Raw genomic sequence first — 13,505 nt, 5'->3', positions numbered from 1 at the left:
GCGCCCGGCGCCTCCCGGGGAGGCGGCGCCGAGCGCCTCGTGCCCGCTGACCACGGGAAACGCCCCTCGGGTGACTGGATATCCTGATCACATGAGCGACAACCTTCCCCCTTGCCCGCAGTGCGCCGGCGAGTACACGTATGAGATGAACGCCCTCATGGTCTGCCCGGAGTGCGGCCACGAGTGGGCGCCCGCCGACGCCGGCGAGGCCGCCTCCGCCGGGGCCGGCTCCGTCGGGGCCGGCGAGCGGGTGGTCAAGGACGCGGTCGGCAATGTGCTGAGCGACGGCGACACCGTGACCGTCATCAAGGCCCTGAAGGTCAAGGGCAGCGCCTCCGGCATCAAGGCCGGCACCAAGGTTCGCAACATCCGCCTGGTCGACGGCGTCGACGGCCACGACATCGACTGCCGGGTCGAGGGTTTCGGGGCGATGCAGCTCAAGTCCAGCGTGGTCAAGAAGGCCTGACCCGCCCCGCCTTGACCTGCCCCGCCTGTTCGACCTGCCCTGTCCCGACCCGCCCTGTCCCGCTCGGCCGTGCCGGGCTCGTCAGGTGCGGATCCGGCGGAAGGCGACCACCAGGATGACGGCGGTGAGCGCCAGCAGGATGCCGGCCTCGACGAGCTGGATCGGTACGAGGTGGCCGACCGGGTGGTACCGCAGCCAGGAGCCGGTGGCTCCGTCGCACGTGGTGTACCGGCACGCGTCGTCGCCGACGCGGCTGCCGTCGGCCAGGACGGCGCCGCGGTCGATCAGCCACGCGTTGGTGGGCTGCGCGATGTACGGGTGCGCGGGGCTCAGCGGGACCACTTCGTCCACGATCGGATGGAAGTACGGGCGGGCCCAGCGGATCAGGCCGTGGGCGGCCGCGACCAGTGCGCCGGTGAGGAACATCGCGGGCAGTGTCCGGCGCACCAGCCGGCCGACGAGGACGCCCAGTGCCAGCGCGAACAGTGACCAGGCGACCGGCGCGACCCCGAGCGCCGGATAGGTGAAGAACTGGAACGGCGGATCGAAGGCGGCCGGCCCGTGCACGATGTCCGTCCACCACACCCAGGTCATCAGGACGGCGAGCGTGCCGCTGAAGGCCAGCACGGCGAGACCGGGCACCGCGAGGCGGGCGGCCAGCCAGCGCATCGGGCTGACGGACTGCGCGCGGACCAGCCGGATCGTGCCGCGCTCGTACTCCTGGGCCAGCAGTGGCGCGCCGACGAAGACGCCGATGAGCAGCGGGACGGCGGTCACCGCGGGCTGGAGGACCTGGGTGTACCAGAAGGTCGGCCGGTCGATCGGCGAGAGCAAGTTCCAGCACCGGGCGCCGGACCAGCTCTCGGGGCTGTAGCAGCCGGTCCGCCGCAGTACGCCCACGATGTGGCTGCTGACGAGGTGGATCCAGAGGAGGTCGGCCCCCACCAGGACCAGCAGGGCGGCCAATGCCCACAGCAGGGCGCGGTTCTGACGGATCGACAGCCAGAGAAGTCCGCGCAGTCGAGGGGTGGCGGGGCGGCGGCCCACGGGCGCGGTGGCGCGGTCGGGCAGGACGTTCGTACTCATGCGGCGGCCTTCTCGTTCCGGTGCTGGTCGTTCGCCGGGGTGGTGTCCGGTCGCGGATCGGCCGGTGCGCGCAGATAGCCGAGCAGCAGGTCCTCCAGGCTCGGCCGCTCGCTCTCCCACGGGCCGTCGAGCGGTTCCCCGGTGCGTACCAGCGCGGTGGCCCGGCGGCCGCCGACGCGTTGCTCGACCACCAGATCGGCCGGGAGGTCGGCGGCCTCGGCGGGCCCGGTGAGCAGCTGGTGGCCGTCCAGGACATCGTCCAGGTCGCCGGCCAGCCGGATCCCTCCGCGCTGGACGAGCAGCAGGTGGTCGATGACGCCGTCCAGCTCGGGGAGGATGTGCGAGGAGACCACGATGGTGGTGCCGCGTTCGGCGGCGGCCGACATCAGGGTGCCCATGAGCTGGTGCCGGGCGAGCGGGTCGAGGTCGGCCATCGGCTCGTCGAGCAGCAGCAGGTCGGGGACCCTGCCGAGGGCGAGCGCCAGGGAGACCCGGGTGCGCTGGCCGCCGGAGAGCGAGCCGATCCGCGCCTTGGGTCGCAACTCGCCCTGGTCGACGATGCGTTGGGCAGTCTCGTGGTCCCATGCCGGGTTGAGCTCGCGGCCCATCCGTAGCGTCTCGGCGACGGTCAGGCCCGGGTAGAGCGGCTTGTCCTGCGCCACGTACGCGACCCGGGCGCGCTCGTCCGGGGTGCCGGACGGTTTGCCGAACACGCGCAACTCACCTTCAGTGGCGGAGAGTTGGCGGGCGGCGAGGGAGAGCAGGGTGCTCTTGCCCGCGCCGTTGGGGCCCACCACGCCGCAGATCCGCCCGGCCGGGACGGTGAAGTCGCAGTCGCGCAGGGCCCAGTCGCCCCGGAATCGCCTGCCGAGGCCGGCGGCCTCCAGCGCGGGCGTCATGATTGTCGGGTCTTCCACCCGGTCCCCCCACTGTTCTCAGTTCGGTGTTTCCGGGGAGACCCCGGTGTCGAAACGCTGCTCCAGGACGGAGGCCATCAGCGCGGAGATGTCCTCGCGCTCCAGCCCGGCCTCCCGGGCCCGGTCCACCCAGCCGACCAGGTCCGCGCGCAGCGGACCGTCGGCCGCCGCCTCCGGCCGGGCGAGCGAGCGCCGGACGAAGGTGCCGAGCCCCGGGCGGGGCTCGACCAGCCCCTCGCGCTCGAGTTCGCGGTAGGCCTTCAGCACGGTGTTGGGGTTGATCGCGGTCAGCTCCACCACCTCACGGGCGGTCGGCAGCTTGTCTCCGGGCTGCAGCAGTCCGAGCCGCAGAGCCTGCTTGGTCTGCTGCACGATCTGCTGGTACGTGGAGACGCCGCTGCGCCGCTCGATGCGGTACTCGATCACCGGCGTTCCGGCCTTTCACTAGTTCAATAGTGGAATGGTGGCCCACTGCGGCGCGATGGTCAAGACGGACCGAGGGCGGGGGCGGGAGGAGCGGCCCGGTCAGGGGCGTTTGAGCAGGAGCAGCCCGTCCTGCTCGACCAGCCGCCGGTAGCCGAAACCCTGGTACACCGTCAGCATGCGGGTGGTGTCGGCGATGGCGCACGGGGCCTGGACACTCGGGTCGCGCAGGTCGACGGCCACCCACTCCGGCCCCGGCCACACCGGCTCCCGGCACACCAGGGTGACCTCCGCCCGGCTGGTGAGCTGGGCCGCCAGCCGGTTGGAGGCGGCCACCGTGGCGTCGTCCGGTATCAGCCGGAGCATCGCCCGGGTCTCGGTGAGCCGGGGCGAAGTGCGCCAGGCCTCCGGCATCACCACCTCGTGCAGCGGGTAGAGCGGCAGCGTCACGGCCGTCACCAGGGCGCTGACGGTGAGTGCGCGCCGGGCACGGCGGGGGAGCGGGGCGGGTCGGGCGGTCCGGGGCGGTGGGTCGGTCAGGGTGGTCAGGGTCGGTGGGTCGGCCGGGCGCGGGCCGCCGCAGCGGCGCACGGCGTCGACCAGGGCGGCGAGCGCGATCGGCATCAGCACCGCGCTGTAGTGGTAACTGACGCCCCAGTAGTGCGGGTTGGCCGAGAAGAGCCGCCAGGCCAGGGTGGGCACGCAGAGCAGGAAGAGCGGCGAGCGCAGGCCGAGGAAGCCGGCCGTGGCGGCGAGCAGGAACAACAGCAGCCATTTGACCGGCGGCCACCCGAGCCGCAACGGCAGGGCCCAGACCGAGGGCTGTCCGCCGCCGCCCAACTGCTGCCAGTAGTCGAAGCCCCCGCTCGGGTTGAACGCGGGCAGCACCACGAGCACGGTCAGCGCGGTCGTGGCGACGCCGACGGCGGCCAGGGCGAGCCCCGGCAGCGGAGAGCGCCGGGCCTGCCGGGCCTGCCAGGCGATCAGCAGGCCGACGGCGGCCACCGTCAGCCCCAGGTCCTCCTTGACCAGCAGCAGCGGCAGCGACCAGAGCGCGGCGGCGAGCGGGCGGCGCCGGCCGAGCGCGGTGGCGGCGAAGGCGAGCAGCGGGACGGCGAACGCGATCTCGTGGAAGTCGTCGGCCGCCGCCCTGACGATCCCCCAGGAGGCCCCGGTGGCGCAGCCGACGAGCAGTGCCACCCGCGGCCCGGCCACCTCGTGGGCCCAGCGGGTGAGCGGGACGACGGCCAGCGCCATGAGTAGCGCCTGGGCGACCACGAGGGTGAGCGGGGTCGGGAAGGCCCGGTACGCGGGGGCGAGGACGGCGATCAGCGGGTGGAAGTGGTCCCCGAGCAGGTGGAAGCCGGGCCCCTTGAGCGGCACGATCGGCGGCCGGAGGTGCGCGTACGCCCGGACGGCCTGTTCGAAGATGCCCAGGTCGTAGGCCTTGGTGAGGCCGCGCCGGTGCCGGTTGACGGCGACGCAGGCGTAGAGCGCGGCGAAGCCCGCCGCCAGGCCCCAGGCCAGTGCGGCAGGGCGGCGGGCGAGCAGGGCGGCCCGTCGGAGCGGGGCCGCGGGCGGGAGGGGGCGGGGCGGGCTGTGCGGGGAGAGGGCCAGGGGCATCGACAAAGAACCCTTTCACTATTCGATTAGTGAAAGGGTGATGGAAGGTCTGAGCGGGCGTCAAGATCGGGTCGCCGGTGCGGGTCGGTGTTCGGGTTGGTGTTCGGGTCGGAGTGTGAGGCAGGTGTGCGTCACTGTCTTGACTGGTGATGTGGGTGGCTGCCATCATTTCATCACCGCCTCAACCGGTGACGAGAAACGTGTCTCGACCCCGGCCCCGGCCCCGGCCTGGCCCCGGTCAGACGGCGGACGGATACCTTTCGACCCAGATGGGGAGCGCACCATGGCAGTCAGCTACACCGCCGTCGTCAACGTCGACGGAGAGGGCCGCAACGGCGGTCGCGTCCGGTCCTCCGACGGCCTGCTGGAGACCGGCCTCGCCCTCCCGAAGGAGCTGGGCGGCGCCGGCACCGCGACCAACCCGGAGCAGCTCCTGGCCGCCGGCTGGGCCGCGTGCTTCCTCGGCGCCCTGCGCCGCGCCGCCTCCCTCCGCAGGATCCGGCTGACCAGCACCACCATCACCGCCGAGATCACGCTCACCCACGGCGACGACGACGAGTTCTCGCTCTCTGCGGTCCTCACCCCGGTACTCGGCGGCGTGGACCAGGCCACCGCCGAGGAACTCGCCCGCGCCGCCCACCAGATCTGCCCGTACTCCAAGGCCACGCGCGACAACATCCCCGTCACCATCAACGCCGCCGCCGCCTGATCCCCCCAAGACGGCGGGTCCCGTGCGGAACCCCCGCCGCACGGGACCCGCTCCCACCGTCACACCGTCACGCAGCACCGCCGTCACACCGAACCGCCGACCGGAGAGCGAGGGCCGGAGATGGCCGCCACGACACACACGTATCAACGGGCGGCCGCGCACCGTCGTCACGCCCCTGGCCGGTGTTCCACGGGCCCTGCGGAGCGGCGCAGCCGGAGCCGGGGCCCGGAGCGTTCAGGGGAGCGGCCTTGGCCGGACGGCGCGCAGGTGTGGAACTGGGCGGAAACCGTGGTGTCGTCGGGGTACGGTCCCGGAGCGTGGTACTTCGTGTGACGCGGCGCGTGTGACCTGCCGCAGGTGAGGGTGGTGGCGCCGGCGGGCCGGTGGGTCAGTCGGTAACGCCCGGCGTCACGAGGGTGTACAGGACGGTGCGCTCCTGCTTGTGGCGCCGGACGCGCCCCTTGGCCACGAGGGATTCCAGGGTGTTCCGTACCACCTGAGGCGTCGGGTTGCGCTTCGGGTACGTCGCCATGAGCTCCTCGCGCAACTCCTTCGCGGGGCAGGGCTCGTCGTGGTGACCCAGCAGGTCCGCCAGGAGGTCACCGAGCAGAGGCCGGCGCGAGTTCTCCTTCGCGTCGGCCTTCGTCGCGTGCGCCGCCGGTCGCGCCTGCGCGGCGACGGGCTCGTCCTGGGTCTGTTCGGGCAGACGTGACGGGTCAGAGAAGCCCTCGTACCGCTCGGCGAGGGACAGGATGTCGACCAGGAGGGCTTCCTCCTGCTTCAACACCCTGATCGCTTCCTCCAGCTCCTGCTGTCGCCGGTGGTTCTTCTCCAGGTCCGATGCGACCTGTTCCACGTACCGGGACCGGAGTGTGGAGGCTGGTTGGCGGGTCACAACCGTTCACTTCCTCGAGATGGGTGGTGTTGCATGGTACCCATGCCGAGGGTGCCGGCGCGGTCGGGGCGGAACATGTCGGTGGGTGGGGTCAGCGCACACCCAGGGCCGGCGCGGTCTTCTTCCGGGCGCGGTAGGCGGCGGCCTTGATCTTGTTGCCGCAGGAATCCATGCCGCACCACTGGCGGCGCATGCCCCGGGAGCGGTCGATGTAGATCCGCGTGCACTCCGGGTTGCCGCACTCCTTCATCAAGGGGACGTCCGGGCCGCTGAGGAGTTCGACGGCGTGTCGCGCGACGGTGGCCAGGGCCTGCTCGGGCGTCGCCTCGTTGTGCCGCCCGGTCATGGTGAGTTGCGGCGTCACGGGGGCCTTGCGCGCGGCGCCGTTGAGCACGGCGAGGGCCTCGCGGTCGAACTCCTCCTCGGAGAGGCGGTTGGTGACGAGGCGGTAGACGGCCTCGCGCACGGTCTTCGCGTCCCGGACGTCCTGCTCGCCGCCGGGCGTGATGGTGTCCACGAGTCCGCAGTCCAGGTACCAGGCGTTCAGCCGCTCGGGCGTCACGAACATCTCGAACCGGGTCGAGCGCCGCGCGCGGAGGGTCGCCGCGAAGTCGAGGGCCGGGTGCCCGCACACGAAGACATGGTCAAGGTTCACATCACCATCCTGACAGGTGACTGTGAGGGGCGCAAGAACCGGGCAGGCGGGTGGGGGCCGTCTACGGACTGTGAGCGGTGGCGGGCCCGCCGAGCACGAAGCCTCGGACGCGGGCCACGCCACACACCGGCGGGTCACACCCCGGGGCCCCCGGTCTCCCGCAGCGCCCCGTCGGCCAGCCGCAGCCGGCGGTTCACCCCGATCTCGGTGAGGAACCGCTCGTCGTGGCTGACCACCAGGAAGGCGCCCTGATAGGCCTGGAGCGCGCTCTCCAACTGGCCGGCGCTGACCAGGTCGAGGTTGTTGGTCGGTTCGTCGAGCAGCAGCAGGTGGGGGGCCGGTTCGGCGCACAGCACACAGGCCAGGGTGGCGCGCAGCCGCTCGCCGCCGGAGAGCACCCGGACGGGCAGGTGCGCCCGGGCGCCGCGGAACAGGAAGCGGGCGAGCAGGTTCATCCGCTCCGTCTCGGGCCGCTCGGGCGCGAACGCGGCGAGGTTCTCCGCCACGGTGAGGTCCGGGTCCAGCAGGTCCAGCCGTTGCGAGAGGTAGGCGATCCGGCCGTCGCTGCGGGTGATCCGCCCGTCGTCCGGCGTGAGGTCGCCGGTGATCAGCCGCAGCAGGGTGGACTTCCCCGCGCCGTTGGGCCCGGTGAGCGCGATGCGCTCGGGGCCGCGGATGTTCAGGTCGACGCCGCCGTCGGCGAACACGGCCCGGCCGGCATGCCGGACTTGCAGGCCCTCGCCGAGGAAGAGGTTGCGCCCGGCGGGCACCTGGGTGTCGGGCAGCTCCAGGGAGAGTCGCTGCTCCTCGCGCAGCGCGCGCCCGGCTTCGTCGAGCCGGGACTTGGCGTCGCTGACCCGGGCCGCGTGCAGTTGGCCGGACCGGCCCGCCGCCTCCTGGGCGCCGCGCTTCATGGTGCCCGCGAAGATGCGGGGCAGACCGGCGTTCTTGAGGTTGCGGGCGGCGTTGCTCGCGCGGCGCTCGGCGCGTTCGCGGGCCTGCTGCATCTCGCGCTTCTCCCGCTTCAGCTCCTGCTCGGCGTTGCGGACGTTCTTCTCGGCGACCTCCTGCTCGGCCCGCACGGCCTCCTCGTACTCGGTGAAGTCGCCTCCGTAGAACCGTAGTTCGCCGCCGTCGAGTTCGGCGATGCCCTGCATGCGGTCGAGCAGCGCGCGGTCGTGGCTGACCAGCAGCAGGCAGCCGCTGAAGTCCGTCAGCACGTCGTAGAGCTTGTGCCGGGCGTCGGCGTCGAGGTTGTTGGTCGGCTCGTCGAGCAGCAGGACGTCGGGGCGCTTGAGCAGTTGGGCGGCGAGGCCGAGGGAGATGATCTGGCCGCCGCTGAGCGTGCTCAGGCTGCGGTCGAGGGCGAGGTGGCCCAGGCCGAGCCGGTCGAGCTGGGCGCGGGTGCGCTCCTCGATGTCCCAGTCGTCGCCGATGGTGGTGAAGTGCCGTTCGTCGACGTCGCCGGACTCCACGGCGTCGATGGCCCGGACGACCTCGGCGATGTCGAGTACCTCGGCGACCGTGAGTTCTCCGGTCAGGGGGAGGCTCTGCCGGAGGTAGCCCAGGGTGCCGCCGACCGTCACCGAGCCGGTGGTGGGCGTGAGTTCGCCGGCGATCAGCTTGAGCAGGGTGCTCTTGCCGGAGCCGTTGGGGGCGACCAGGCCGGTCCGGCCGGCGGGCACGGTGAAGGACAGGTCGTGGAAGACCGGGGTGTCGTCCGGCCAGGCGAAGGAGAGGTTGGAGCAGACGATGGCGGCGTCGGACATGGAGGTGACCTCGAAGGAGACTGAGGGCAGGAGTGAGAGCTCTGCCCTGGGCAGACACGGGGAAGGGGGGACGACGAAACGGACCACTTCGGCTGCGGCGTTCCTGAAGCGCCGGCCGGTGGCCGTCAGATCCGGGTCTCACCCGGAGATGTCGTCGTCACCCGCCATGTCTGCCACTCCTCGATCACACGAACGTCAGGTCACATGCAGCGTAGCAGGTGTCGCTCGTAGGCAGCCGTCATTTCTCACCGGCCCGGCGGTGTCGGCTCGTTGACAGCCATGGAGGGCCATGTCAGCATCGTCACCAGTTGAGCCGGTGATGGTGCTGGGACGGTTCGACGATGTTCACACGTGTGTATGTTCCCGCGACCACGGACGGCCTGGGTTTCCGGCCTCGTCGGCGCGGCTGCCACCTCGAAGGAGCGCACTGACCATGACGGGAAAACCGAAGCGGAGAGCCGAGGGCGCGCCGGTCGGGCGGCGTGCCGTGCTCGGCATGCTCGGCGCGGGCGCCGCGGGGCTCGCCGCGGCGCCGTACCTTCAACGCGGCTGGGAGCGGTTCCTGGCCGCCGCCTCGGAGCACGACGCGACGGGCCTGACCGGACTGCTGCCCAACCCGGGCGGCTTCCGCTACTACAGCGTCGTCGGTTCGGTGCCGCAGAAGGACGGGACCACCTACGAACTGCGGATCGACGGACTGGTGGACCGGCCGATGACCTACACGCTCGGCGACCTGCGCGCCCTGCCGCAGACCCGGGTCGTCCACGACGTGCTCTGCACGGACGGCTGGCGCGTGGACCGGACGCCCTTCGAGGGGGTGAAGCTGGCCGACCTCCTCGACGCCGCCGGAGTGCGCTCCCCGGGCGCGGCGGTCCGGTTCACCTGCTTCGACGGCGCCTACACCGAGAGCCTCACCCTGGAGCAGGCCCGCCGCGCGGACGTCCTGGTGGCGCTGACCATGCAGGACGCGCCCATCACCCACGCCCACGGCGGACCGGTCCGCCTCTACGTGGCGCCCATGTACTTCTACAAGTCGGCCAAGTGGCTGTCCGGCATCTCGGTCACCGACAAGGTCGTCCCCGGCTACTGGGAGGAGCGCGGCTATGCGGTCGACGGCTGGCTCGACGATGCGGACCGGCACGGCGAGGCGGCCTGACGCGACGCGGCGGACCGGCCCGGCGAGGCGGCCTCACCGCGTCGACCGGGTCCGCCGCTTCAGCACCGCCGAGCGGATGGTCCACCGGGCCACCGGCTGGCTGATGCTCGCCTGCCTGGCCTCCGCCGCCTGCCTGTACTTCGGGCCGCTGGCCCAACTCGTCGGCCGGCGCTACCTGATGGTCACGGTCCACGAGTGGTCGGGCATCCTGCTGCCGCTGCCCTTCCTGCTCGGGCTGCTCTCCGCCGAGTTCCGCGCGGACCTGTGCAGGCTCAACCGCTTCGCGCCGTACGACCGGGAGTGGCTGCGGGCCGCCCGCAGGCGCCGGACGGAACCCGGGGCGCGCCCGGCGGGCAAGTTCAACGCGGGGCAGAAGCTCTACGCGGGCTGGATCGCCGGCGCCGTGCTGGTGATGGCGTTCACCGGACTGCTGATGTGGTTCACGGGGCTGCTGCCGTCCATCTCCCGCACCAGCGCGATCTTCGTCCACGACGTCCTGGCCTGGGCGATCGCCATCGTGCTGATCGGGCATCTGCGCAAGGCGTTCCAGGACCCGGAGTCGAGGCGCGGCATGCGTACCGGGTACGTCCGCCGGTCCTGGGCCGAGCGGCACCACTCCCGGTGGCTGCCCCGGGACCGGTCGGACGCCTGAGCGTCACCGGACCCTCGTCGCCACCGGACCTGTCGTCACCACACCTCTACCGTCACCTGTTTGACCGGTGATATGTTTTCGACCAGCCCCCTGCTCATGTGCCGCGCACACGCTTTCTTCGCGGCCGGGCACACACCTACCTACCTACCTGGACGGGATACCCATGAAGAGATTCCTGATCGTGCTCGCGACCGGCGCCGCCCTGGCCGCGGCGAACCTGCCGATGGCGGCGGCGGAGGCCCGGAGCGGCTCCGTACCCGCCACGTTCTCCTGCTCGCCGGTGTCGGTGCGGGCCCCCGCCGGCACCACGGTGGAGTCCGTGACGGCGCTCCGCCAGGAGGGCGGCACCATCGACGGGACCGGGGTCGTGGGCGGCGTGGTGACCGGCGTCCCCGCCTACTGCGAGGTGACCGTCACGATCACCCACCCCGGCGACAACGACCATGCCAAGGTGCGGACCTGGCTCCCCCTGAGCGGCTGGAACGGCCGCTTCCAGGCCGTCGGCGGCAGCGCCTACGCGGCCGGGGACAACAACGTCGGACTGGGCACCGCGGTCAAGAACGGGTACGCCGGGACCACCACCGATGCCGGGCTCGGCGACGCCGTCGACGTCAGCTGGGCGCTGAACGGCAAGGGGCAGGTCAACACCGCGCTGCTCGAGAACCTCGCCTCCCGGTCCCAGCACGAGGCGGCGATCGTCGGCAAGGAGGTCGTCGCCGCCGCGTACGGCCGGGGCGCCGCCTACTCCTACTTCAACGGGTGCTCCACCGGCGGACGCCAGGGCTACATGGAAGCCCAGCGCTACCCCGACGACTTCGACGGCATCCTCGCCAACGCGCCCGCCGTCAACTGGGACGAGTTCGAAGTCGCCACCCTGTGGCCGCAGGTCGTCATGAACAACGAGAAGACCTACCCGTCCGCCTGCGAGTTCAAGGCCTTCACCGACGCCGCCGTCGAGGCCTGCGACCCGCTCGACGGCGTCAAGGACCACCTCGTCAACGACGCGGCGCGGTGCGACTTCGACCCCCGCCGGCTGATCGGCACCAAGGTGGTGTGCAACGGCAAGGAGCTGACCATCACGGCGGCCGACGCGGCCGTGGTGCGCAAGATATGGGACGGCCCGCGCACCGCCTCGGGCCGGAAGCTATGGTCTGGTGTCCCGGTCGGGGCCGACCTGTCGGCACTGGCCGGCACCGCCCCCGACCCGAACGGCGTGGCCAAGGGCGCACCGTTCCCGGTGCCCAAGCTCTGGGTCACGACCTGGCTGAAGAAGCAGCCGTCGTTCGACGTCTCGACCATCACCTACGACCAGTTCACCCAGCTGTTCGAGCAGTCCCGGGCCGAGTACGACCGGATCATCGGCACCGACGACCCCGACCTCTCCGCCTTCCGCGACTCCGGCGGCAAGCTCCTGACCTGGCACGGCCAAGCCGACCAGTACATCCCCACCCAGGGAACCGTCGACTACCGCCGGCAGGTCGAGCGGACGATGGGCGGCACCAAGCGGGTCGACGACTTCTACCGGCTCTTCCTCGTCCCGGGCGCGAGCCACTGCGGCCTCAACAAGGGCGCCGGCACCATCGACGACCTCGCCGCGCTGACCGCCTGGGTCGAGCAGGGCAAGGCCCCCAGGACGCTGCCCGCCACCCTGGTCGACGCCGCCGGGCAGAACGTCAGCCGCGACGTGTGCGCCTACCCCAAGGTGTCCCACTACACCGGCCACGGCGACCCGGCCGCCGCCACCAGCTTCCGCTGCGTCCTTCCCTCCCGGCACTGAATCCCCTCCGGTACCGTCCCGGCCCGCGCCCCCCGTGGCGCGGGCCGGGACCTTTTGCGTTCCCGCGGCCCGGGTCGGTCGCGTTGCTCCGTGGCCCGCGTGCGTGGCATCGTTCCGTGGCCCGGGTGCGTGGCATCGGCGATGACCGTGGCGGGCAGGCAGGCAGGCAGGCAGGCAGGCAGGCAGGCGGGCAGGGGCAACGGGGCAGCGGGGCAGAGGGGCAGAGGGGCGTCGAAGGCCTCGGAGGCCTCGGCGGGGTCGAGCTCGCCAGACGGCGGCAGCGCGTCGATCGGCCCGTGGGCGGACACGCCGGAGGGGCATGCGCGGCGCGCATGCCCCTCCGGCGTCGGGGGAACCCGGTCGGGGAAAACCCCAGCGGGGAAGCTCAGTTGTCGTTGTTGTTGAAGATGGTCAGGACCTGCAGCACCTCGAGGTAGATCCACACCAGCGTCGTGGTGAGACCGAAGGCGGCCAGCCACGCGTCCTCGCGGGGCGCGCCCTCGGCGAGGGCGTCCTCCACCTGCCGGAAGTCCAGGGCGAGGAAGCCCGCCCCGAGCAGGACCCCGATCGCGCCGAAAAGGAGGCCGAGGCCGCCGCTGTGGAAGCCGAGGCCGTGGCCCGCGCCGAAGGCGGAGAAGAGGAGGTCGGCGAGGAGCAGCAGGAGGAAGCCGGCCGCGGCGGCGGTGAGGAACCCGGCGAACCGGCGGGTGACCCGGATCCAGCGCATCCGGTAGGCGACGAGCACGGCTGCCGACACGGTGAAGGTGCCGAGGACCGCCTGAACGACCATGCCCGGGGCGAGGTAGGTCGAGGTCGCGCTGGAGACCACGCCGAGGAAGACGCCCTCGAACGCCGCGTATCCGAGGATCAGGGCCGGGGACGGCAGCCGCCTGACGGCCTGGAGCATCGACAGCGCGAAGGCGACGACGGCGGCACCCACGGCTATCCCGTACGAGAGGCCGAGGTGCGCCTCGTCGACCGGCAGGAGGAGCCAGGAAAGCACCGCCGCCAGCGTCACGGCGCCGAGCGTCGTCGCGGTGCGTATGACGACGTCGTCCAGGGTCATCGCGGTGGAAGCGGTGGAAGCGGTGGAAGCGGTCGGAGCGTCAGGTGTGAGGGTGTCGGCGGTCCGGAAGCCGCCCGCCGACGGGCCTCCGGCCATGGCGCCGACCGGTTGACGCACCGAGGCGTCGGTGAGGGTGGCGGCGCGGGCGGCGCCCCAACGGGAGAAGACCGGGTTGGTGCTCTTCATGTCATTCCTCCTGGTCCGCCGCGTGTGCGGCCTGCGGTGCGGCGTCGTCATGGGCCACCGGGGCGGCACACGTGTGAACTTGCTCGCCCGTGGATCGACGACACCGTATTCGTCACCACTCTGAC

Annotated in this window: 13 protein-coding genes; 5 read left to right on the top strand and 8 right to left on the bottom strand. The window is 72.1% G+C overall.

The features are described 5' to 3' along the window. Nucleotides 1–91: 91 nt before the first annotated feature. On the top strand, nt 92–466 hold the full coding sequence (locus tag ACZ51D_RS00585; protein ID WP_465614883.1) for a zinc ribbon domain-containing protein YjdM: 375 nt from the start codon (nt 92–94) through the stop codon (nt 464–466). A gap of 81 nt (nt 467–547) precedes the next feature. Here ACZ51D_RS00585 and ACZ51D_RS00580 read toward each other — a convergent pair whose 3' ends face one another. The 4 genes from ACZ51D_RS00580 to ACZ51D_RS00565 all read right to left on the bottom strand — a co-directional run bounded on the left by ACZ51D_RS00580 (nt 548) and on the right by ACZ51D_RS00565 (nt 4,515). After that, on the bottom strand, nt 548–1,552 hold the full coding sequence (locus ACZ51D_RS00580) for a hypothetical protein (protein ID WP_465614884.1): 1,005 nt from the start codon (nt 1,550–1,552) through the stop codon (nt 548–550). After that, nucleotides 1,549–2,451 carry an ABC transporter ATP-binding protein gene (locus tag ACZ51D_RS00575; protein WP_465615277.1) on the bottom strand — a complete coding sequence of 301 codons (903 nt, stop codon included), beginning with the start codon at nt 2,449–2,451 and terminating at the stop codon, nt 1,549–1,551. Before ACZ51D_RS00575 ends, ACZ51D_RS00580 begins: the two co-directional genes overlap by 4 nt. A gap of 36 nt (nt 2,452–2,487) precedes the next feature. After that, nucleotides 2,488–2,895, bottom strand: coding sequence for a GntR family transcriptional regulator (locus ACZ51D_RS00570; protein WP_360501900.1), 408 nt, complete (start codon nt 2,893–2,895; stop codon nt 2,488–2,490). Nucleotides 2,896–2,994: 99 nt separating this feature from the next. After that, nucleotides 2,995–4,515, bottom strand: a complete 1,521-nt coding sequence (locus tag ACZ51D_RS00565; protein WP_465614885.1) for a DUF2079 domain-containing protein — start codon at nt 4,513–4,515, stop codon at nt 2,995–2,997. A gap of 283 nt (nt 4,516–4,798) precedes the next feature. On the opposite strand from ACZ51D_RS00565, the gene ACZ51D_RS00560 reads away from it, so the two are divergent. Then, entirely contained in the window at nt 4,799–5,224 is a 426-nt protein-coding gene (locus tag ACZ51D_RS00560; protein WP_465614886.1) for an Ohr family peroxiredoxin, read from the top strand. Between the two features lie 388 nt (nt 5,225–5,612). On the opposite strand, the gene ACZ51D_RS00555 is transcribed toward ACZ51D_RS00560, so the two are convergent. The 3 genes from ACZ51D_RS00555 to abc-f all read right to left on the bottom strand — a co-directional run bounded on the left by ACZ51D_RS00555 (nt 5,613) and on the right by abc-f (nt 8,543). Beyond that, entirely contained in the window at nt 5,613–6,080 is a 468-nt protein-coding gene (locus ACZ51D_RS00555) for a hypothetical protein (protein ID WP_396288244.1), read from the bottom strand. A gap of 130 nt (nt 6,081–6,210) precedes the next feature. Further along, the gene (locus ACZ51D_RS00550; RefSeq protein WP_465614887.1) at nt 6,211–6,774 is read right to left on the bottom strand and encodes a CGNR zinc finger domain-containing protein; all 564 of its coding nucleotides are present in this window, start codon (nt 6,772–6,774) and stop codon (nt 6,211–6,213) included. Nucleotides 6,775–6,908: 134 nt separating this feature from the next. Next, on the bottom strand, nt 6,909–8,543 hold the full coding sequence (gene abc-f, locus ACZ51D_RS00545) for a ribosomal protection-like ABC-F family protein (RefSeq protein ID WP_465614888.1): 1,635 nt from the start codon (nt 8,541–8,543) through the stop codon (nt 6,909–6,911). A 433-nt stretch (nt 8,544–8,976) separates the two neighbouring features. On the opposite strand from abc-f, the gene ACZ51D_RS00540 reads away from it, so the two are divergent. From ACZ51D_RS00540 to ACZ51D_RS00530, 3 genes are all read left to right on the top strand, one after another. Then, nucleotides 8,977–9,699 (top strand): molybdopterin-dependent oxidoreductase, encoded by a 723-nt coding sequence (locus ACZ51D_RS00540; protein WP_465614889.1) that lies wholly within the window; start codon nt 8,977–8,979, stop codon nt 9,697–9,699. Beyond that, a complete protein-coding gene (locus tag ACZ51D_RS00535) occupies nt 9,647–10,351 on the top strand; it encodes a cytochrome b/b6 domain-containing protein (protein WP_465614890.1) in 705 nt (234 codons plus the stop codon). Before ACZ51D_RS00540 ends, ACZ51D_RS00535 begins: the two co-directional genes overlap by 53 nt. A 163-nt stretch (nt 10,352–10,514) precedes the next feature. Further along, entirely contained in the window at nt 10,515–12,128 is a 1,614-nt protein-coding gene (locus ACZ51D_RS00530) for a tannase/feruloyl esterase family alpha/beta hydrolase (protein WP_465614891.1), read from the top strand. A gap of 385 nt (nt 12,129–12,513) precedes the next feature. Here the strand turns inward: ACZ51D_RS00530 and ACZ51D_RS00525 are convergent, their stop codons facing one another. Further along, on the bottom strand, nt 12,514–13,380 hold the full coding sequence (locus ACZ51D_RS00525; RefSeq protein ID WP_465614892.1) for a Bax inhibitor-1/YccA family protein: 867 nt from the start codon (nt 13,378–13,380) through the stop codon (nt 12,514–12,516). Between the last annotated feature and the right edge of the window lie 125 nt (nt 13,381–13,505).

Source organism: Kitasatospora sp. NPDC033851 (genome assembly GCF_055576085.1).
Note: the sequence above shows the minus strand (reverse complement) of the source record. Positions and strands in the feature narration are given on the sequence as shown.